The sequence below is a fragment of the Algoriphagus locisalis genome (assembly GCF_900116615.1).
Taxonomy (GTDB): domain Bacteria; phylum Bacteroidota; class Bacteroidia; order Cytophagales; family Cyclobacteriaceae; genus Algoriphagus; species Algoriphagus locisalis.
In genome coordinates, this window is the sequence record NZ_FPBF01000002.1 from 457,942 (window position 1) to 480,340 (window position 22,399).

A 22,399-nucleotide genomic window follows, 5' to 3' on the forward strand; every position below is an offset into this window, starting at 1 on the left:
TTTACCCTAAAATATATTCTCCATTTTCGCTTCAATAACCCAACATCCAATGCATACCATTCTGATTTTAGGCGGCGGGAAATCTGCCATATTTCTGATCGATTTCCTCGCTGAAAGCTGCCAAACAAAAGACCGCAAATTGATTTTGGCGGACATAAATCTAGCTTCTGCTCAGAAAAAGCTTAGAAATCAGCTAAATACCGAAGCCCGTCAATTAGACATCGAAGATGCAGGTGCTAGACAATCTTTGATCAAGGAAGCCGATGTGGTGATTTCCATGCTTCCTGCTTTCATGCATCCCCTAGTGGCAAAAGATTGTTTGCAATTTGGTAAGCACTTTTTTTCTGCTTCCTATGAGTCAGAAGAAATGCGTGAAATGAAAGTGGAAATCGAGGCAAAAGGACTCTTTTTCCTTAATGAGTGCGGCCTAGACCCAGGTATCGATCACATGTCCGCCATGCAGATCATTGACTTCATTAAGTCAAAAGGAGAAGAAATCACCTCCTTCAAATCCTTTTGCGGTGGACTTCTAGCACCGGATTCTGAAGATAATCCCTGGAAATACAAATTCACCTGGAATCCAAGAAACGTGGTGCTCGCAGGTCAAGGCACTTCCCGCTACATAGAAAAAGGCGATTTGAAGTTTGTTCCTTACCACCAGCTTTTCAACCGGCTGGAAACGATTCAGTTCCCCGGATTGGGGGATTTTGATGGCTACCCAAACCGTGATTCCCTCAGCTACAGAAAGGTATATGGATTGGAAAATATCAGCACCATGCTCCGCGGCACGCTGCGAAGGGATGGATACTGCAAAGCCTGGAATGTATTTGTACAGTTAGGCATGTGCGATGATAGTTTTCAGATGAATTTACCTGAAGGGACTACCCTGAGACAGTTTTTAAATTCTTTTTTGCCTTACGACCCTGCACTTTCTGTGGAAGAAAAACTAGGGAGTCTAATCCCTGATTTTGATTTTCCAACTTGGGAGAAAATTCAATGGCTGGGGTTTTTCGGAAATGATCTACTTCCAAAAACAACGGGATCACCTGCAGCTATTTTGCAGGCTATTCTCGAGAAAAACTGGAAGCTTTACCCTGAAGACAAGGATATGATCGTGATGCAGCACCTTTTCGAAATCAAAAGTTCTGAAGGCATCAAGGAAATCAGGTCAAGTTTGGTTTGTGTCGGTGAAGACTCCACTTACACAGCAATGGCAAAGACGGTGGGGCTTCCCTTGGCTATTGCGGTTGATTTATTTCTGGATGAAAAGATCCATTTAAAAGGCCTTCACCTTCCAGTGCTTCCGGAGATTTATAATCCGATTTTGGCTGCGCTGAAAAGCCATGGAATCAGCTTCCGCGAAGAAGTAAGAATAATCTGATCAATATTCAAATCGCTTATGCTAGGATTGAAGTTCAAATTATGCAATTCCCCCTTTAAAGGGGGCAAGGGAGATTATCTAAATTTACTAATAGCTGGAATTCGTCATCTAATTCGATTCAAACTCAAAAACCCAGCAAAAATCCTGAAACTAATCTAGCATAGCTTTCATGAGGCGTTCCATCCTCATTTTTGATAAAAATGGCAGAGATTTCTAACTCCTTCTGCTTTCTGGAAAAACCACAAATCTCTCGTTGAATACTTTTCCCAGGTTTGTCTTGAAGGGTGAATTTAACTCTGGGAAACAAGCCATGGCTTGCTGCTTCCTTTTGGAAATCCTGCATTTGTCTTGGCGGAAGAATAACCCAGAATTGCCCGTTCTCAGCAAGAAGCTGTGTCACTTTTTCCAGTAAATCCTGAAAGGAAAGCTCGTCTGTATGCAAAGCCATGTTGCGCTGCGCATCGGATGATTTCAGATGATCAGGAAAATAAGGTGGATTACTAACGATCAGATCGTATTTCTGCTGAGATTCAAAGTCCTGAAATTTCCCCTCCCAAAGCTGCATGCGATCTGAAAAAGTATTTGTTTGAAAATTCTCCAAGGCTTGAGTTGCAGCTTGAGAATCTATCTCAACTGCCTGGATTTTCGCATTGGGAAATCGCTGAGCAAGCATCAAGGCTATTACCCCAGTACCGGTTCCTACATCCAATATTTGCCTCGGTGATTCGACTTCTGCCAAGGTTCCAAGCATCACTGCGTCTGTACTGATTTTCATCGCACAGCGATCCTGATTGACCCGAAACTGCTGAAACTGGAACCAGGAATTGGCCATTAAGTACGGGCTTTGCTGAAGAAGCTCATATTGAACCTCGGCTTGTCATCCATCACATTCAGATCATCCTCAGACACCCGCTTCACGCTCTCGATAGTATAGAATGCTTTCTCGTCTATGCTTTGCACTTTGTCCACAAACTCCTTCAAACTGTCTCTTTTCATCACGGTAAAAAGCAGATTTACTTTACCAAATCTTCCTTCTCCACCGACATTGGTAAACCTGAAATCCCGTTCCTTCATGTATTCAATCAGTTCAGGAAGTGGTTTCGGAGTGATCACCCGCACGAGTACTCTTCCCAGTGCCAATTTTTCCTCAAAATACATCCCCACATAGGTACCTGTTCCAAACCCACCCGCATAAGCCAGGTAAGACAATGGATTATCTATGTTTTGAAAAATCTGACCAATCGCGAGAAGCCAAATCAATGCTTCAAAAAACCCTAAAAACGGCGCTATATTCTTTTTCCCATTCATCATAAACATGATTCTTAGGGTGTTGATCGATACATCACCTACTCTTGCACAGAAGATAAGCAAAGGCATAATCAGGTAGTCGAACAATTGTTCTGACACGCCTAGGGATTGAAGGAATTCTTGCATAGCAAACAGGGTCTTAATTTGAGCGCAAAATTACACCCTATTCCCATGAGAGCGAAATAATATTTGGAATTAGATTTTACGGTCTCTCCCTGCTGACATGCCGAAAAAAGTGAATGCCAGAGCAAAGAATAACAAGAAGAAAATCAGCACATTCCAGTTATCAAAAAGATCTAGCGATACGCCAAAAAGAAAAGGCCCAAGCGCTGCCAAATAATACCCCGAGGACTGCACCATGGCCGAAAGTTTGGCAGTAGTCTGATCCTCAGCCGTACGCAAAGCGATCAAGGTATATGCGATACTCAAACTTGAACCCATGCAAAGCCCTACAATTCCCAACGAAGCATAGGTCACGAGCTCATTTTCTATAAATAAGCCCAAATACCCCAGCACATAAGCTATTCCCACGGCCAGTACCACTCCGCTTTGTTCTCTGAGTTTGATGAGAAAATTAGGAGCAAAATAAGACCCTACTAGAGAAACTACCTGCATCATGGAAGACACAAAACCAGCCTGAGCAGGAGTCCAACCTCGGGAAATCAACATATCCGGAAGCCAAGTCACCATGGTAAAATACATCACGGATTGACAGCCCATGAAAATAGTAATCTGCCAGGCCAACTTGGATCTCCACACGTTTTTTGCAGGATCAGTGACTTGGTGGAGACTTGCCTTGGGACGCTGAAGCTGTGGAATCCACACGATCATCGCCAACACCATAAACACAGCCCAGAAAGCCAAAGACCCACGCCAGCCAAAATCCCAATCCACCGCAATCGGCACACTCATTCCTACCGCAATCGCAGCAAAAAGCGACATCATCGTCGCCAGCAAGGCTGTCATCAAACCTAGCTTCTCCGGCAACCTGACTTTGATCAGCGGAATCACCAGCACATTGGCGATTACGATCCCGACCCCAGTCAGCGCAGTGCCAAAGAGCATCAACTCAATCCCGCCCAACACACGAAGAATCACCCCAGCGGTAAGAATCGCAACTCCCAAGAACACAGCTCTGCCCATCCCCAAGCGTTTTCCTATCGCGGGAGCAAAAAGCGAAAAGGTCGCAAAAGTCAATAATGGAAGTGTCGTGAGAAATCCCGCCAAGCCATTGGATAAGCCCAAGTCCTCCCGGATAAATGGAATCAACGGCCCAACCGACGCAATCGAAGTCCGCAAATTGATCGAAACCAGGATAATTCCGGTGATGAGAATGGATTGGGAGGAAAGAGATTTATTCAAGACTGAGGTGCAAAAAATCGAAGGGTTTTTCGAATGAATTTAACGACTAGTTAAGCGGGGCAAAACTAGTGAAATTTCACTTATTTATATGTTGCAATACCGATCGTGCCGTTGGCACTCGTGAACACAAACTCCATCCTAAACCCAGAATTGCATTCTGGGCTTTTACAGGCCTTGCCTTTGGCAAGGATTTGGAATTATCAAGGACTAATAATTGCAGTGAAATCAGTAGGGCAACAGCAGAAGCTCATAATTGATAAAAAGCATTCAGATCAATTACTAGTGATGTGCACTTTGTGCCAACGGCACAACCAATAACAGCCCCGAATACAGCGCAGTGAAATTCGGGGGTAACCAAACCAATGCGGACCTAACATGAGTGCCAACGGTACGATCAGTATAAAAACATCCTGAAAAAATTGTGCCTCATAAACCTACCGTACATCTGTCGGGAGCTCCGCCTCGGGAGATTTAATATTCTACCAAAACCTTCGAGGTCAAAAAAAGACCTCAAAGGTTACCTGCCTGTATCAACCCCAGCTTCCTATTAATCTCCGAGATCTCTATCCCTACCTGCTGTAGCGTCAGCGGCTCCTGCGGAAACTCATCACTCATATAATATTCAAATTTCCATATCTCCCGGATTTCTTCAGCCGGAACTTTGTAAGGTGTGTAAATTGGATTTAGCGAGCGTAACAAAAAGCTTCTTTCCTCCACCTGAAAACTCAGCATCTTAAAACTAACTCCCTCACTTGCCGTCACCACCACACAGGGGGTTTCTTTGGCCAATCTCCACTCAGACAAGTACGAACCGATCACATAGGCTCCATCCGCGATCGGCAACATGCTGTCTCCTTCAGTTTGGAACATGCGATATTTTTTGTCCTTGGACAGATTTGGCAGGTTGAAAACAGGCAGGGTACTTAAATACTCCGGATCTCCAAAACCTCCCAAGTAACCCGCTTTCGCCTTGATCGGCACGAGTTCTATGTTGTCCTCATTACTTGAGCTGACGGTGGTTGCGAGAATCCGAACTTTCGACCCACTCAGAAATACATCATTTCCAGCTTCCAGATCACGGATTTTCAGTTCGCTGAGCTTCGACAAATCCACCCGAAGCAGCGTATCCACACTCATCCTGAAATAATCCGCACACAGCAGCAAATCCTCGATCGCGGGAGACTTACTATGTCCATTTTCATGCGCATTCAGCTTGGCGCGCGTCATGCCAAGATTCTCAGCTAGCATGTCCTGACTCAATTTGCGTCGCTTTCTGAGAAATTTCAGATTGCCCGCCCAGAAAAAGCTTTGACTTCCCATTTTATTTCGATACAATTAATGACAATAAATTGATACTAACACTATCAAATATAGCAAGTAATCTGAGAAATGGAAAGGCATATCGTGCATTTGGATCTGGACACGTTTTTTGTGTCTGTGGAGCGGTTGAAAAACAACGCATTAAAGGGAAAACCCGTCATCATCGGCGGTAGCTCCGATCGTGGAGTCGTAGCTTCCTGCAGCTACGAAGCCAGGACATTCGGCGTGCATTCCGCCATGCCTATGAAGCTGGCGCGACGACTTTGCCCTTCGGCCTTTTATGTCAAAGGGGATTTTGACAGTTATAGCAAAAGTTCGCGCTTGGTCACCGAAGTGATCCAGGAGCAGGTTCCTCTGATGGAGAAAGCTTCCATCGATGAGTTTTACATAGATATGACAGGGATGGATCGCTTTTTTGGCTGCGAAAAATTCACCAAAGAGCTACGCGAAAAAATCGTCAAGGAATCAGGTTTACCCATTTCCTGTGCTTTGGCAGTGAACAAGCTGGTATCCAAAGTTGCCACGCATGATGCCAAACCCAATGGGCAGACCACTATTCCTTTTGGCACAGAAAAGCCTTACCTCGCACCACTTCCCATCCGGAGAATGCCTGGAATAGGCGAAAAAACCTCCACATTACTGGAGCGGATGGGCGTGGAAAACATCCGCTTGCTCAGCGAAATACCACCCCGGATGATGCAAAATCTCCTGGGAAAATGGGGAATCGATCTTTCACGCAAAGCCAACGGAATTGACGAGTCGCCAGTCATCCCTTACACAGAGCAGAAAAGTATCGGTACAGAAAACACCTTCGAAACGGATACGATTGACATGGCTTTTCTGAACAGCCAACTTGTTCGGATGACCGAGAAAGTCGGTTTTGAACTTCGCCAAAAGCAGAAGCTCTGTGGCTGCATCACGGTGAAGCTACGCTATGCAAATTTTGACACCGTCAGCAGGCAGTGTATGATCTCTTATACCAGTTCGGATGAGGTGCTTTTGCAGCGGGCCAAGGAACTCTTTGCGAAGCTCTATGACCGGAGAATGCTCGTGCGTCTGGTCGGCGTGAAGGTCAGCCACCTCGTGCAAGGTTGCCAGCAAATCGACCTTTTCCAAGACACCGAAGAGGGTGTAAACCTGTACCAAGCCATCGACTGGATCAAAAACCGCTACGGCGAAAAAAGCCTGACCCGTGCCATCACCCTAACCCGCGCCTAAGATGTTCATCAATTGTAAAACCTGGTTTAGCTACCGCTACGGCACCTTCAGCACCGAGAAGCTCGTGGATACTGCAGCCGAGCACGGCCTATCTTCCCTTGGTCTCACCAATATCAACAGCACGGCGGACCTCTGGGATTTTGTGGATTTTTGTAGGACAAAAAACATCAAACCTATCGTCGGAACTGAGATCCGAAATGAGGACAAGTTTTGCTATTTGCTTTTGGCAAAAAATGATATTGGCTTACTTGAGATCAACCGCTTCATTTCCCAGCATTTGCAAGCTGAGCAGGCTTTTCCAGAGCGTCCCGAGTGCTTTTCGGAAGTTTTGATTATTTATCCTTCCGGGAGTTTTGCTGCGCAAAATCTAAAGACACATGAGTTCATCGGTGTGCTGGCAAGTGAGCTAAACCGCATCAAAAAGCAGGAAGTGGAAGCTTTCCCCAAGAAATACATCATCCGGCATCCGGTGACTTTTCAGGACAAAACTGCCTTCAACATTCACCGTCTGCTGCGAGCCATCGGCAAGAATACCCTGATCAGTAAGTTGGGAGAAAAAGACTTTGCCTCACCGGAAGAAATGTTCGTTTCAGAAGCAACACTGATGAGTGCTTTCCGGAATTTCCCCGGCATGATCAGCAATACCCTGCAGCTCATCGATTCCTGTGAAATAAAGACCGAACTCAACACTGACAAAAACAAAAAGCACTACAGCGCGAGCGGGGAAGACGACAGGATTTTACTGGAAAAGCTGGCTATGGAAGGCTTCCAGTACCGCTATGGAAACAATCCTGTCGCCAAAGCACGAGTGATCAAAGAGCTGAAAATCATCAATGATCTGAATTTCAACGCCTATTTCCTGATCGTCTGGGACGTGATCCGCTACGCTCAAAACCGTGGTTTTTACTACGTGGGCCGTGGAAGTGGCGCCAATTCCATCGTGGCCTACTGTCTCAAGATCACTGACGTGGATCCCATCAAACTCGACTTGTATTTCGAGCGATTTCTCAATCCACACCGGACCTCACCGCCGGATTTTGACATAGATTTCTCCTGGAAAGACCGGGATGAAGTCATCGATTACATTTTCAAGCGCTACGGCAAAGATCACGTTTCCCTGCTGGGAATGTACAGCACCTTTCAGCGAAGAGCCGTGATCCGTGAACTCGGGAAGGTTTTTGGTCTGCCAAAAGAAGAAATCGACCAGCTCGTCCGAGACAAGGATCAGCCGATGAATGAGGATAAAATCCAGCGCACCATCCTAAAATACGGTCAGCTGCTGGAGAATTTTCCCAATCACCTTTCCATTCACCCGGGCGGGATGCTCATTTCCGAGAAGCCCATCTATCAATACACGGTCAACGAACTTCCTCCCAAGGGATTTTGCACGGCGCAAATCGACATGTTTTTGGCAGAGAAAGTCGGCCTGTTCAAACTCGACATTCTCAGTCAGCGGGGACTGGGGCATATCAAGGAAGCGATCCGACTCGTGAAGCAAAACCGGGGAATCGACATTGACATTCATCGGGTAGAGGAGTTTATGAGCGATCCGAAAGTCGCCGAGCAAATCCGAAAAGCAGATACCATCGGCTGTTTTTACATCGAGAGTCCGGCCATGCGGCAGCTCCTCACCAAACTGAAATGTGACGATTACCTCACGCTGGTTGCGGCAAGCTCCATTATCCGACCTGGCGTGGCACAGTCGGGAATGATGAAGCAATACATCGAGCGCTTTCATGATCCCGAAAAAATCATCTACCTCCACCCCAAAATGAAGGAACTGCTGGAGGAAACCTTCGGTGTGATGGTGTATCAGGAAGATGTGATCAAAGTTGCCCATCACTTTGCGGGCTTGGATATGGGCGAGGCGGATATTCTGCGCCGAGCCATGTCCGGCAAGTACAGATCACACAATCGCTTCAATGAGATCCGGGAAAAATATTTTGCAAACTGCAAGAAACTCGGCCATGATGATACTGCCTCGGCGGAAATTTGGCGGCAAATGGAATCTTTCGGCGGCTATTCCTTTTCAAAGGCACACTCGGCTTCTTTCGCCGTGGAAAGCTATCAGAGTCTGTACCTGAAGACCTATTTCCCCATGGAATTCATGGTGGCGGTGATCAATAATTTCGGTGGATTCTATGCCACAGAATTCTATTTCCACGAGCTCAAGCGTACCGGAGCCAAGGTCAATCCCCCCTGCGTCAATCGCAGTGAGTACCTCACCAATATCCGTGGCAAAGAAGTCTTTGTGGGCTTGATCCATGTACAGCAATTGGAGAAAAAGCTTTGTGATCTGATCCTGCAGGAAAGGCTGGTCAATGGAGATTACCTGAGTTTGGAAGACTTCATCGAGCGCACGCAAGCCGGACCGGAGCAGCTGAATATTCTGATCAGTGTGGGAGCTTTTGGATTTACAGGTTTGGGAAAAAAGAAACTCCTTTGGAAAGCCAATTTCGCCCAAAAGCATCTGACCACTATTCCTGATTCTCCGGCGCTTTTCAAGGAACCTCCCATGGATTTTACCCTTCCCGATTTCCCGGATTACCCGCTGGAAGATGCACTGGACGAGATCAATGTGTTGGGTTTTGCGTTGACGGATATGTTTCGGCTTTGTGCCCATGATGGCAAGGGGACCGTGCTGGCAGCCCAGCTTCCTCAGTTGCTAGGAAAAAATGTAGAAGTCCTCGGCCAGCTCGTGGTCACAAAAGATGTACGGACCATCCATCGTGAACACATGGCTTTTGGAACTTTTCTGGATCCCAAAGGTGACTGGCTGGATACGGTGCATTTCCCGCCTTCGCTGAAGCGTTTTCCTTTTCAGGGTAAAGGGTTTTACAAAATGCGAGGCAAGGTAGTCGAAGATTTTGGCACCTTTGCCGTGGATGTACATGCCATGTGGAAAGTGGGGTTGAAGGGGAAGAAGGAGGTGGAGCCGATCTCTGTGCTTTCTACTCTATCTGCATAAAACAAACAATTTAAAATTATAAAAAACGATGAAACTCAATATCTATGAATACTTTCTGATCATCTCACCAAATCAGAAAATCTGTGAGTTGATCATGCCGTACAAACAACATTTTACGAAAAAGTACGGCTGTACAATGGCGGACATTTTCAAGCCGCATATCAGTATTATGAACTGCCTGCAATCAAGTTACTGGGAAACTCGACTTATTGAAAACCTCAAACGATTTGGAAAAACTGTGGAGCCATTTAAAGCAGAACTAAACGGAATCGGTCAATTTCCTAATACTGTGTTTGTCGATATTTTCAATAAGTATCACCTCGTGCAAATTATAACGGAGCTTAGTCAGTTTACCAACCCATTGCTCTACAAACCACAATTTCATAAAACTCCTCATATCTCAATTGCTAGAGGAATGACTGCGGAACAACATGCTCTAGCTTGGACTGATTGGCAAAATCATGAGATCGGAGCGTCTTTTGAAGTGAATGAATTAACGCTTTTAAGACGTCCAATAAACACCAAGCGAATCCGGAAATTCGATAAGATTGCCACTATACCTTTCACTGGAGAGGAAATAGCAATCCAGCAACTCAGCTTGGATTTTGAAACGATTTTCAAATGAGAGATAAATGGTTTAGCTTACATACACCCAGAAATGATGCAATGCAACCTTTGAGCCCCCTTTTCTTAAATGATTTGATTTCAATCGAGCAATCTTATCAAAGAACACTATTTGAAGTTTTTCCTCTTCTGACCAAGAAGCATCTGAGACCCATTGATTAATAGCTGAAAACCAGTGATTGAAATCCTGTGTTTTAACATAAGCTATCATACCACCTTCAGGCAATAAGTTATTCCTATTGTTCACTCCATGATCTTCCTTCCTAAAACGTTCAATTCCTCCCCCTTTGCCAAAGACATATTCGTACTCTTCCCTTTTTGAGTCTTTGGGCGTAGGAAGAACTTTGGCTTCTATTGTAAAAAATAAATTGGCTCCTTTATAAACACCAATATCTACTGTACTACTACTCCTCTGAGCATTTTCCCTTTGAAAGCAAAATCTAGAAGCACATTTATTGGTCATATAAACGCAGAACGCCGTTGAATGCTGATTTTCATTTTTCTTCACCGCCAGAATTTCAACGAATTCATCTGAAGAAGTGAAATTTGGCAATTCTACTTCCAAGTATGCTATCAGGTCATTTACTAAATGAGAAGATTGAAGGTTTTTAAAAGATGAGACCCCTGACATACTTAATATCCCTCAGCTTTAAAATCCGAAAAAGTTTCGTCTGCATCTCTCAAGGCGATGGACTTTAGCCAATAACGTAAAGCATTCGGCTTGATTAAGTAAACACAATCAAATCCATCAACATGATCATATAATCGAACGATTCGCTTGTAAGCTGCTCCTCGGTTGGTAGTATCATGGTTGATTAGACTCTGAACAGAATCATCTAATTGATTGGCAACAAACTCTTGTTTCAACTTTCCATCGACGCCAAACCCAATTTGATAAACTGAATAGGAAGGCATTCTATATATCCTGCCTGACTGCCAGCTGTTTCCACCCTTAGCATAGATATCATTTAATTCCGAGCAGATTGCTTCTCCATATTCTTTAAGTTGCTTTTCTTTTACTGGATGATGGAGGATTGCGCCGCTAGAGTTTTTCGTTATGGCTTTGCCAAGGTGTATCTCATAAGTTAATAGGTCATCTAATAAAATTTGATCTGCATCTGAAATTGTTATCAAATCCTCCTTGGTTGCAAAAGGAATCATATCCAAATCCTCTTTTACAATTGTTGTTTCTTTATTAATTAGAAGCTTTGAACTAGTTGCTAGCATGTAAGCTTTCAGCAGCTTATAATTATCCTCTATATAGGATTTAATTTTAATTAAGTCCTCTTTCAGCGGTGCGTGTATTCCTACAAAACTTATATTAAATGGTTGAGAATTTGTGAATAATTGCATTGGAATCGATTCTAAACCCAGAACTTCTGCCAAAATCAAAACAGGTGGCTCATATAATTCTTTGGTTCTAGGTGCCTCGAATTCTTTGTTAATCTCCTCAACAAAAGAAAAGCCTAATTCCCTATTGAATTTTCTTTTTGTGTCCAATGTATTTTTACCTGTCAGATAAGGTGCAAGATATTTTTTTGTAGTACTCCCACCAACTTTATACCCTGAACTATATTTCCATTTAGAATTCTCTTCTTTTTTTCTATAAATATACCTCTTCAATGTAGGAAGAAGACTTAAGTTGTGAATCAAATGAAACAACCTCCCTCCACCTAGCAAATTTGTTTTCCATACAAATTGCTTTTCTGAATCAACCGCCCAGTTCCATTTTACAAGATGTCTGTCATATTCATCAATTTCAAAACGTACCTTCTGTTCTACAGAAATTGTACGTTTTACGACCGTATGGTTTATTGATTTGAATTCAGAGGGCTTGTTCTCAGCAAAGAGGGTTACCACAGGTGTTCTACCAACCTTTTTTCCGCTTCCCTTTTTCACAAAAAGAGATTCTCTTAAATGAGTAAAATCATAAATATCAGATACGGAATAATTAGTAAAAAGACTTTCTCTATAATCTTTAGCCTCACTGGATTTGTCATACAAAATCACATTGGATGGTATGATCATACAAATACGATCCGCTAACAACATGGAAGCCTCAAAGAAATGTAGTGCAAAGTTTTTTCTCGGAATTCTAGGATGTTTTAACCCCAAAGAATCAAGAATTTTTTGATCCAGCACCTTTTCTTTCGAAACATTTTTTTCTGGATTAAATGGAGGATTCCCAATTACTAAAGAAAAATGCCTTCCTTCATTTTTAGCATCCAGAGCCCATTTGAAAAAGCCTGTGGGTGGCTTAACTTCTACAATGTTTTTGGTGCTTAGGTCTTTAAACTTCAATTTCCTCCACACTTCTTTGGGAGTTAAATAATCCAATAAAGCTGTAGTAAGGCCGAATATGGTCACGCGGACAGCAGTCCTTTTCACGTCAACACCGAAAATATTATCCTCCATTATTTTCTGCGCAGTCCATGCATCTGGATATTGAATTTCTCCAATCTCATCACTCTTAGCGATTGCCCACCACTGTAATAATCTTTTGTACGCGGCAACTAGAAAAACGCCTGATCCACATGTAGGGTCCAAAATCTTATAAATTCCATTATCTGTAAAAGATGATGGAGGGTTTTCAAGTGGCATTACTTCATCCACCATGAAATTGACCAAATGAATAGGAGTGTAAACCACACCTTTCTCACGGCCTTTTCCATCTCGTTGAGCTTCCTCTTGAATAAAGTTTTCGTAAATAGCGCTAATTACCTCTGCAGGTAAATGTTGAAAACTATATTGTTTCCATAAAAAAAGCTGCTGAGTATTAAGGTCGCTTTCAGCTCTCAGAAACTGAGCAAACAAGCTCAAATCTGTCTTCTCAATTTGCTCTTTTTCTAAAGGAGTAAATTGATCAAAAATCCTTCCGTTGAATTCTGTAGAAAGATCACCAAGAACATTCAAAAGCTTTCCGTTTTCTACCGCTTCAACAAAACTATGTACTTGATATTTGGAGAATATCTCATCGAGAGTTGATTGACCTAAATCCTTTTTTTCTTCCAAGAACTTCACCAAGATACTTAGGACCAATATCTTGTCTATGGTTTCTTGTTCTAGTTTTTTACTTCTCTCATTGAAACCCTTTCTGACTTTCATCAGATAATTGATAAGATGCACGTACGGACTCTTTTCAAAATTTATCTGGTTTTGATTTTCTATTTGTTCCCAAAATGTCCCTGTTCCAAATAGATGTGCTGCGCTATGTTCCTTATCAAGTGCTTTTACTGCATCTTCGGTAAATTTCAAATTCTCTAAAGACAGTTCATTTTCTCTGACTTTTTCAGCTGGATTTCTGGCATTGTAAATATCTAATCTCGTTTTTCCTGATATGATATAAACGTCAATTTTGCCCTCACTCCAGAGCGCTGCATGTATTTCTTTATGCCTGGGACTGTTAACAGGAACATCGACCTCTTGGAACACACAAACTACTGGCTCAGACTTATAAGCTGCTATATCCTCCTTAGTTTTAAAAAATCTTCTGAAAAAAACTGCGTAGGCATTAAGTTTTTTCACCTCGGAAATATACAAGCGTTCATAGTTGTTCTGAGCAGCTGAACCTTTGCTACACAGAACAAGTCCATTGTCTTCTGTAAAATCGAGGATTTGGGTTTTCATAATTCAAAAATCAGAGTCTTCTCGAAAGATGTTCAATGTTATTTTGAGGAGTCTCATCCCAAATTTATACCAAATAGCTTGAAATACTAAGCAATAAATGCCTGCGACATAGTCTGTCAATCTTTCTTTAGCCTTAAGTGTACTCCATAAAAAAGAACAAAGTCCCTGACAAATTTTGCTCTTTCTCTCTAGATGCACATTGGCAAAAAGAAATACATCCCATATTAATGTATTCTGATGTACCAGCAGAAATAAATCACTTCACCTGCTCTTTGATCCAATTGGTAACAACCTCAAGAGCTTCTGGAGAGAAGGTCTGCTCTATCTCGGCATACTCGCTTGGTGAGCCAGTCTCCGCTTCTTGAAATAGGTGATTCAACCCAGGTATTTCAATCGTAGTCACATTCGTATTACCTCCTTTTGCCAAGGCAGCTTTGATTGCTTCCAGATTCTCTTGCGCTGGGACTTGGAGGTCTTTCTCTCCATTGATTGCCAGTACCGGACAGCTTACTTTTTCCAGAGCCGGGGCAGGATCGTATTTGATGAAATACTGCATCCAAGGACTCGTGAGTTGACTTACTTGAGCCGAGACAAACTCCTCCTCGCTCATTCCTCCGGGAATATTTTCAGCAGGGATATTTCGGAACACCTGAGTCATGTAGGCTTTAATGCCACTTTGTAGCTCATCGTCACTTTGCTCTTTTACCATGATTTCAAATGCTTTTCTGCTGATCATATCATTTTCAGCCAACTGACTGGGGCTCATCCCGGATACTTCCCCGATAAGTTCCTGCTGAGCCAGAAGTAACTTGTCTCCCCGAATTCCGGTACCGGCAAGTAGCACGATAAAGTCAATGTCATCAGAATCAGCAGCCACCATCGGTGCGATAATTCCACCTTCACTATGCCCCACAAGGCCGATTTTACTTTTGTCTATTTCTGGTCTTGCCTGCAAATACTGCACTGCAGAAGCTACATCCGTGGCAAAGTCAACGGAGGTAGCAGAACTGAAATCACCTGTGGAAGCCGCTGTCCCCCGATCATCAAAGCGTAAAACTGCAATTCCATTTCTAGTCAGGTAGTCCGACAAAACCAGAAATGGCTTATGCCCCATCAATTCCTCATTTCGATTTTGCGGGCCAGATCCGGAAATCAGCACTACTGCTGGGTAAGTCCCTTCTTGCTCTGGCATGGTAAGCGTCCCGGCGAGTAATATTTCCGCCTGCTTATTCTCAAAAATCACATCTTCCGAACGGTACGGAAACGGCTTTGTAGGCTCCTGTGGCCTGTTCACACCTACTTTTTCTATTTCCTCCCTGGAAAGATTCATGGGAAAAGACTGACCTGCCTGTTTGAATACTCCTATGATGATACCGTCATCACCTAGGCTTCCTTCGTAGTTGATATTGGCGTTGCTGACTGAGATTTTCAGAATGCTATTTTCAAAGCTGGTGGAAGTGACAGGAATCCCAAATGCAGCTTGGTCTGGACTGTCCATGGTCGCGCTGTAGCCACTTTCTGTTTTGGTGATATTGAACACCAATCGAAGTTGAGTTCCCTGAACTTTCAGCGCTCCATTCCACTGACCGGTGATTTCTTGGGAGAAAGTGAACGTGGAAATCAAAAAACTAAGTAATACTATAGAAAGGGTCTTCATGGTTAATTATTGGTTTGCTAGTAGTGGTCGAAATTTTTCAACTGAATACAATTGGGAAATTAAGTAAATTTTAGGAGTCTATATTCTACAAAGACTATCCCTCGATTAAGAATGCTATGGCAAGGCTAAGCTTTAGTTGGTGTAGCAATTCTATTTTCCTATTTTTCCAAAATACAATTTCGATAAACCCACTCAACCCAAAATAATTGCTTACTCTTTTTAGTTTTCTTGCCTTCACAGGCTTCGTCGCCATCTATTCTACCTGGATGCTACGCAAGCAAAACCTTGCTACTCAAGACGGATATTTTCTTGGTGGTCGCAGCTTGACGGGCGTGGTCATCGCAGGTTCCATGTTGCTGACTAATATTTCCACAGAACACCTCGTGGGGATGAATGGATCTGCCTATAAAAACGGGGCGATTATTATCGCTTGGGAAGTCACTTCCGCCATCGCTTTGGTGATCGGTGCGCTGTACTTTATCCCGAAATATCTGAGAATGGGACTGACTACTATTCCGGAGTTTTTGGAGAAGAGGTTTGACAAAATGACACAGGCTCTGATTTCCTTGCTGCTGATTATTTCTTTTGTGGTGACACTTTTGCCTATCGTACTCTACACCGGAGCAATAAATATTGAATCGATTTTCGGGATTTCAGAAACGCTGGGCATTACTCAGGCTGAGGGAATATGGCTCACTGTAGTCGTGGTAGGAGTAATCGGAGCAGTTTATGCGATTTTTGGAGGTCTGAAAATGGTCGCTTACACAGACACGATTAACGGTTTTGGTTTACTCATCGCAGGTTTGCTGGTTCCTGTTTTTGCGCTTTGGGATATTGGAGATGGAAATGTGATCGATGGCTTAGTCAAAGTCTTCAATAATGCTCCTGAGAAATTTAATGTGATCAGTACAGAGCCTTCAGTTGGCCCGGGATCTCGGGACTCCATTTTGCCATTCGAAGTGCTTTTCACCGGATTGATCATCAATCAACTTTATTTTTGGACCATGCACCAATCCATCGTACAGAGAGCTTTGGGAGCCGTAAGTCTAAAAGAAGCACAAAAGGGCTTGTTGTTCACTGGTATTTTGAAAATTCTGATTCCTTTGGTGATTGTGCTTCCAGGGATTATTGGTTTCTACTTTTTCGGAGATACCCTTTTTGATTCTCAGGATAGTGTTTATCCAGAACTTGTCAAGCGTGTGCTTCCTCCTTGGATGACTGGATTCTTTGTAGCAGTAATCATGGGAGCAATCTTGAGCACCTTCAACAGTGCTTTGAATAGCGCGGCGACTATTTTCAGCCTGGATATTTTCAAAGTCTATATTAACAAAGCCGCCAAGGAAGGGCAGCTTGTTCGAATCGGAAAATGGGTCTCGGCTATTTTGGCAATAGTATCGATAGTAGTTGCTCCTTTTGTGGCCAATGCTCCAGCTGGACTTTATCAGCTTTTACAGCAGCTGAATGGTATCTTCTTTATCCCGATGGCGACGGTGATTATTGCCGGATTCTTTTTCCCAAAAGTATCTGCCGCTGGAGCCAAAGCAGGACTGGCATTTGGGCTTGGATTCTACATTTTGATGGATTTGATACTTCAGGTCAACCTCCACTTCGTTCATATTTGGGGGATTGAGTTTATCCTCAATCTGATTGTGATGCATTTGGTGTCTGCACAATTCCCGGTAAAAACTCCGTTTGTAATGGTGGATTCAGGTAAACTGAGCATAGTTCCTTGGAAATATGCCACAACTCTGGGATGGATTTTGATTGCAATCACAGTAATTATTTATGTAATTTTAGGTACAATCGCTTAAGGCTATGGAAACTACAGAAAAGGAATTCAGAAATTACGATCATGTCGATATCAAGGCTGCTGTGAAGGAGCATTATCGAAAAATGCGCATGTATCAGACCTACGATTATGTAGAGCGGATGAAGTCAAAATATCTGAAGTTTGACAAGCCGATGAATCTGTGGGATGCCATGGAAAAACTCAATGCGCTAATCGATGTGAGTGATCCAGATCTGGATTTGCCTAACGTGCAGCATTTGATTCAGTCAGCTGAAGCCTTACGCGCAGACAACCGTCCTGACTGGATGCAGCTGGTTGGTTTGATTCACGACCTTGGCAAGGTGATGTATTTATTCGGTTCTGATGAGGATGGAACGAGTCAAGGCGAGCAGTGGGGATTGGTAGGAGATGTATTTGTGGTTGGGGCAAAACTGCCTGACACCTGTGTCTATCCTGAGTTCAATAAACTGAACCCAGATATGAAAGACCCTCGCTACAACACCGAATTGGGGATTTACGGGAAAGGTTGTGGCCTAGACAATCTACAACTCGCTTGGGGGCATGATGAGTATTTTTATCAAGTCTTGAAAAACCATGCTGAAAATACCATTCCTGAAGCCGGAATGGTGATGGTTCGCTACCACTCTTTTTACCCTTGGCACAACGGCGGAAGTTATTCACAGTTTGAAGCTCCTCAGGATGCACAGTACAAGGAGTGGATTCTGGATTTCAACCAATATGACCTGTACACCAAGTCTCCAAAGATCTATGATCTGGAAGATGTGAAGGATTATTACTTGCCTATTGCCGAAAAGTATCTGGGAAAAGGGCCAATTTACTGGTAGTCAACATTTTTTAAACTAATTCCTATTACTTTTCAATAGTATTCTATACCTTCTTGAAGTTTTAAGTCGCATTCGAAGCTCGAATTTTTGGATGGTATTGATATGCAATATCCGATAAATGCGAAATAGTAACTCCAACATTGGAGACGTTTTAATCCTTTTTTGAGCTGAGATTCTGCGATTTGATTTATTTATCAATTCACACAAATTTTTAATTTTTATGTCAACTACTCAAAATCCGAACAACGATTGGAAAGGAGGATTCGAACAATCTAACAAAGCTTTTTCCTATCCAGATCCAGACCTCTCCTCTCTTCCCATGTTAGGTAACATGGACAACATCGACAAGCTTCAGCGGCAGCAAGAAGTATTGTGGCCAGAATTCAGCTGGGAAACACAAAAAGGAATGCCTGACCCAAAGAGGTGTTTTCAGATGTTTGCCCCAGACATTTCCCGCCTTGGATACAATGATGAAGGACGCGTCTATTCAATCATCTGTCCACAGCAAGGACTATGGATCAAGGAAATAGGCTGCTTAAATGTAGAGGTAACAGTAACTGGACAGCGAGGCTGGGCAAATGAAGACACGAGAGAAATGGCAGCTGACATGTCCGTAGTAGGTAAAATCTGGTTTAGCCCAAGTGCAACTCAAAAACCATTGGTGAAATTTCTCTGGAGGATGTTCGAAGAAAGTGGTTTGCCTTTCCCATTCAATAAGGCAAATGCAATTATAGTCAACACCTATGATCCAGGTAATCCTAACCAAAAGGAATTCCCTCTTCGCAAAGGTGTAACTCAGAGATTTGAGAGCCCAGAATTTGCTGACCATAGCGATGTAGCCTGGACTGTGGCTAATGTAGAGGTAGAAATAGGCGAGATCAACTCTACAGGCAACTCTGATGTTGACTATTTCAATCAGCTCGTCATGAAACTTTTTAATTTAGGAGCGGGAAATATGTTGCAATCAGGAAACATTCTTACCTGGAACGTCTGGTTTACAGCGCCATCTGTGGTGGATCAAGAGGAGTGGAAGAATCACGCTGAAAAATGGAGGGAATCCATAGATGCTGATCATGGCTCTCCAGATGGGCCCGGCACTACTGCTAAGTATTTTGATGGAACACCATTTCATCCAGTCGAGGAACTAATTGAAAAAGTAATTGAAGAGATTATCTCGCATATAGTAAGTAATTCTGTATTGAAATTCGATTAACAAAAAAAGCCCCGGAATTCATCTCACGTAGATGTATTCGGGGCTTTTTTCGTTTACTAAGTTTTGGTTACGGATGAAACTGTCCTAAAAATTCGGTGTCGCTACCAATATTGATTTCATTTAATCCTCCTCCATTTTTTTCACTTACCCCAAATCGAAGATTAAACACGCATTTATCTCTAAATGTAGCTTCGGAAGAACCGCTTTGTGCAGGATTGCTGATCGTCACACATTTGTCTCCAATTTTCACATAAAGCGTGTTGTCAGCATATACCTCGAATTCACCAACTGTCCCATCAGGGAAAGGGCTGTTCGCTTTTGCATATTGCATAGTTAATGTGTACTTGCCTACTACCGATGAAGCAACAGTACCAGCGGACTCGCCACTTGCTATAGTTCCTGCGCACACTGTGCCGCAATCTCCAACTTTTGGATCATCGTCTTCTTTGGAACAAGAAGTAGCAATCATTGAAACTGCGAGGAAAAGGATTAAAAACAGTCTAGAGTTTTTCATTTGAGAGTTTGTTGACTTGAATACTCAAAGCTCTTCTAATCTCATCAATCCGAAAATACGGCAAACGCACTAGTTTGTAGAGAAAGGCAAGCTATTGTTCAGCCTATTTATTCTCCTGATTTCTTCTTTACCGCCTCCACCTGTAGTTTGATCAGATCGAGCTGTTCTTGCGTTTTCTCTTTGATTTGCGATAGCTCACCAACTTGAATACTCAATCCTTGTGATCGTTTTATCTCATTTTTAACCAGCCCTTCCATTTCTCTCAAGCGTTTGCTTTGAATCTTATCCTGACGGACGTATTCCCGAAACAACAGGTAATGAAGCAGTCCAATACTGCCTAAAACCAATAAGACTAAAATGCCTAATAAGTAATTTTCAAAAATGGATAGGACCATTAAAAGATGAAAAGATGTAGTCCTTCAAAACTATATAAACCAATAGCCAGAAATAATACGGCAAATGGACTATTTACCCTTCTTTATCGAATCCCTTATTCACCTGTTGGGATTATGCCTTTGGAATTAAAAGTGTTACGGATGTGCCTTTGCCTGTTTCTGATCCTATTTCTAGCTTTCCGCCAAGCTCCTCAGCACGTTTTCGCATATTATATAATCCATTTCCAGGTTTAATGGTTGACTCATCAAACCCTGTCCCATCATCCTTTATTTCCAGTTGGAAATCCTCACCAACTTGAGCTACACTTACCATTATTTGGCTGGGATAAGCGTATTTAAGAGAGTTTTGAATTGCTTCCTGCACTATTCTGTAAATCTGTATTCCCTCAGATGAAACCATACTAAAGTTTGGATCCAGACTTTTATCCACCTCAAATTCAAAGTTGATTCCAAGTGTGGAAATTCCAGCTCTCTCCAGGTAATCAGAAATTCTTGCTGAAAGTTGGCCCAAGGTAATTTGGCCGGAGTTCATTGCCCAAATGGTATCACGAAGCTCAGTGATTGTTTGCTTGGTGAAATTGGCAATTGAATCATAGCGATGCGTGAGTGTTTCCTTGATCGGGTCAAAATACTTGAGGTTTTCTATCGCAGAAATGATAAATGTGAGCTGTGCCCCGATATTATCATGAAGATCACGAGAAATCAACACCCGTTGTTCCTGAAGCTTGTTTTGAGTATCGATTTGTGCCAAAGCTATTTTCAATTCGCCTTCCTGAGTAAGTTGACGGTTTTTCAGCTTTTGCTGAGAGTAAAGAAGATATCCCACCAAGCCTAGGACTACTGCCAATACCAATGAGCCATACACTTGAAAATTCTTGGCTCTAAGTTCAAGTTGTTGACGAGCAATGGCTGCATCCTTTTGCTCGGATTGGTAGCGCGTTTCCAGATCAGTAGTGAGTTGCTGTATCTCCTGCTCCGTCAATTTCTTATTTAGATCTACATAAGCTGAAGTGTAATAAGCAGAGCTATCCGGCATATTTAAGGCTGCATACACTGGAGACATGAGAAGGTACATGGATGCAATATCATCCTCAGCATTTTGCGTTTTGAAATGCTCCACGGCACGCAAGTAATATTCTCTGGATTTCGGATAATCTTTCAAATCATGGTAGGATTTGGCCAGATTCGATTCGATCAGCGCATAGTCATAGTCAGCACCGACCTGCTCAGCCAACACCAGCCCCTTTTCTGCATAAGAAATAGCGAGATCACTTTTTCCTTGGGCATTATAGAGTGTAGCTAGGTTATTAAAAGTTGTAGCAGTGTAGTAATCGCTACCCCCTTCAGCTTGAAAAATCTGAAGTGCCTCCAAGTAGTTTTTTTCTGCATTTTCGAATTCTTTCAGGTTCTTATTGATATTGCCAATATTCACCAAGGTATGAGCCAAATTGAAGTCATCATTCTGCGCCTTTCGGTATTCTGCTACTTCCTGCATTATTTCTAAAGCCTTTGGGTAATTCCTCATTTCCAGATAAATCACCCCAATGTTATTTCGCACGAAATCAGCATTCCTATCGTTTCCTGTCCGCTCGAAAAAACTCAATGCTTTTAGGTAGTTGACCATAGCAGAATCAGACTGAAAATCCCGCTGATATACAGATCCTAGGTTGGTGATGGTGCCGTAAATCTTGGTTGAATCCCCTGTCTGATAGCGTAGTTTCAAAGCTTCCTGATAGTTTTTTCTAGCTTCTATCAGCTCACCTTTTTCCATATTTGCGTAGCCCAAATCGCTGTATGCTTGAGCTAGCATCACAGGGTCACCAATAGATTTTGCCACTTCTATATTTTCCTCTCCAAATAGAATGGCCGTATCCTGAGAAACTGGCACATAATACCAAGTCAGTTCTGAAAGTATTAAAGAACGATCTTCGGCCTTCTCTGCTTTAGAAAGCTCGGTTTTGAGACTATCCAGTAACTCGGAAGAAGTCTGGGCAAAAAGTATTTGCGTAAATAGAATGAAGGAACAAATCCCTACGAATCGGTAAAAAGAATACATAAACAATTGGTTTGGTGGGAAATAAGTCAAAAAAGATTTCTCTAGCAAGGTTCTATTAAAAGTGGAGAATAATTTAAATAAGAATAGAATACCGAGATCATTTCTCCCAAATCTTATTTATC

Annotated in this window: 17 protein-coding genes; 7 read left to right on the forward strand and 10 right to left on the reverse strand. The window is 42.7% G+C overall.

Translation table 11 applies throughout. The features are described 5' to 3' along the window. Positions 1-49: 49 nt before the first annotated feature. Positions 50-1,381: a saccharopine dehydrogenase family protein gene (locus BM386_RS06955; protein ID WP_091692341.1), complete on the forward strand. Its 1,332-nt coding sequence runs from the start codon at positions 50-52 to the stop codon at positions 1,379-1,381. 124 nt (positions 1,382-1,505) lie between these two features. Here BM386_RS06955 and BM386_RS06960 read toward each other — a convergent pair whose 3' ends face one another. From BM386_RS06960 to BM386_RS06975, 4 genes are all read right to left on the reverse strand, one after another. Then, positions 1,506-2,213 carry a tRNA1(Val) (adenine(37)-N6)-methyltransferase gene (locus BM386_RS06960; RefSeq protein ID WP_091692342.1) on the reverse strand — a complete coding sequence of 236 codons (708 nt, stop codon included), beginning with the start codon at positions 2,211-2,213 and terminating at the stop codon, positions 1,506-1,508. Continuing rightward, positions 2,213-2,815 (reverse strand): DUF2179 domain-containing protein, encoded by a 603-nt coding sequence (locus BM386_RS06965; RefSeq protein WP_091692343.1) that lies wholly within the window; start codon positions 2,813-2,815, stop codon positions 2,213-2,215. Before BM386_RS06965 ends, BM386_RS06960 begins: the two co-directional genes overlap by 1 nt. 69 nt (positions 2,816-2,884) lie before the next feature. Beyond that, on the reverse strand, positions 2,885-4,051 hold the full coding sequence (locus BM386_RS06970; RefSeq protein ID WP_091692344.1) for a CynX/NimT family MFS transporter: 1,167 nt from the start codon (positions 4,049-4,051) through the stop codon (positions 2,885-2,887). Between the two features lie 510 nt (positions 4,052-4,561). Next, positions 4,562-5,371: an XRE family transcriptional regulator gene (locus BM386_RS06975; protein WP_091692345.1), complete on the reverse strand. Its 810-nt coding sequence runs from the start codon at positions 5,369-5,371 to the stop codon at positions 4,562-4,564. A gap of 69 nt (positions 5,372-5,440) precedes the next feature. Between BM386_RS06975 and dinB the strand changes: the two genes are divergently transcribed. The 3 genes from dinB to BM386_RS06990 are packed head-to-tail and all read left to right on the forward strand — an operon-like array spanning position 5,441 to position 10,182. Continuing rightward, positions 5,441-6,589: a DNA polymerase IV gene (gene dinB / locus BM386_RS06980; RefSeq protein WP_091692346.1), complete on the forward strand. Its 1,149-nt coding sequence runs from the start codon at positions 5,441-5,443 to the stop codon at positions 6,587-6,589. Position 6,590: 1 nt separating this feature from the next. Beyond that, a complete protein-coding gene (locus BM386_RS06985) occupies positions 6,591-9,557 on the forward strand; it encodes a DNA polymerase III subunit alpha (protein ID WP_091692347.1) in 2,967 nt (988 codons plus the stop codon). Between the two features lie 28 nt (positions 9,558-9,585). Further along, a complete protein-coding gene (locus BM386_RS06990; RefSeq protein ID WP_091692348.1) occupies positions 9,586-10,182 on the forward strand; it encodes a 2'-5' RNA ligase family protein in 597 nt (198 codons plus the stop codon). A 12-nt stretch (positions 10,183-10,194) separates the two neighbouring features. On the opposite strand, the gene BM386_RS06995 is transcribed toward BM386_RS06990, so the two are convergent. The 3 genes from BM386_RS06995 to BM386_RS07005 all read right to left on the reverse strand — a co-directional run bounded on the left by BM386_RS06995 (position 10,195) and on the right by BM386_RS07005 (position 15,465). Then, positions 10,195-10,746 carry a hypothetical protein gene (locus BM386_RS06995; protein WP_139235865.1) on the reverse strand — a complete coding sequence of 184 codons (552 nt, stop codon included), beginning with the start codon at positions 10,744-10,746 and terminating at the stop codon, positions 10,195-10,197. Between the two features lie 68 nt (positions 10,747-10,814). Continuing rightward, positions 10,815-13,808, reverse strand: coding sequence for an HsdM family class I SAM-dependent methyltransferase (locus tag BM386_RS07000; protein WP_091692350.1), 2,994 nt, complete (start codon positions 13,806-13,808; stop codon positions 10,815-10,817). A 256-nt stretch (positions 13,809-14,064) separates the two neighbouring features. Beyond that, the gene (locus tag BM386_RS07005) at positions 14,065-15,465 is read right to left on the reverse strand and encodes an alpha/beta hydrolase family protein (protein ID WP_091692351.1); all 1,401 of its coding nucleotides are present in this window, start codon (positions 15,463-15,465) and stop codon (positions 14,065-14,067) included. Positions 15,466-15,671: 206 nt separating this feature from the next. On the opposite strand from BM386_RS07005, the gene BM386_RS07010 reads away from it, so the two are divergent. The 3 genes from BM386_RS07010 (at position 15,672) to BM386_RS07020 (ending at position 19,312) form a co-directional block, all read left to right on the forward strand. Next, complete coding sequence (locus tag BM386_RS07010) at positions 15,672-17,276, forward strand: solute:sodium symporter family transporter (RefSeq protein WP_091692352.1); 1,605 nt, start codon at positions 15,672-15,674, stop codon at positions 17,274-17,276. Positions 17,277-17,280: 4 nt separating this feature from the next. Next, the gene (locus BM386_RS07015) at positions 17,281-18,099 is read left to right on the forward strand and encodes an inositol oxygenase family protein (RefSeq protein WP_091692353.1); all 819 of its coding nucleotides are present in this window, start codon (positions 17,281-17,283) and stop codon (positions 18,097-18,099) included. 220 nt (positions 18,100-18,319) lie between these two features. Then, entirely contained in the window at positions 18,320-19,312 is a 993-nt protein-coding gene (locus BM386_RS07020; protein WP_091692354.1) for a hypothetical protein, read from the forward strand. Between the two features lie 67 nt (positions 19,313-19,379). On the opposite strand, the gene BM386_RS07025 is transcribed toward BM386_RS07020, so the two are convergent. The 3 genes from BM386_RS07025 to BM386_RS07035 form a co-directional block, all read right to left on the reverse strand. Next, the gene (locus tag BM386_RS07025; RefSeq protein ID WP_091692355.1) at positions 19,380-19,826 is read right to left on the reverse strand and encodes a hypothetical protein; all 447 of its coding nucleotides are present in this window, start codon (positions 19,824-19,826) and stop codon (positions 19,380-19,382) included. A 107-nt stretch (positions 19,827-19,933) separates the two neighbouring features. After that, the gene (locus BM386_RS07030; protein WP_091692356.1) at positions 19,934-20,221 is read right to left on the reverse strand and encodes a hypothetical protein; all 288 of its coding nucleotides are present in this window, start codon (positions 20,219-20,221) and stop codon (positions 19,934-19,936) included. 112 nt (positions 20,222-20,333) lie between these two features. Beyond that, positions 20,334-22,277, reverse strand: coding sequence for a tetratricopeptide repeat-containing sensor histidine kinase (locus tag BM386_RS07035; protein ID WP_091692357.1), 1,944 nt, complete (start codon positions 22,275-22,277; stop codon positions 20,334-20,336). Between the last annotated feature and the right edge of the window lie 122 nt (positions 22,278-22,399).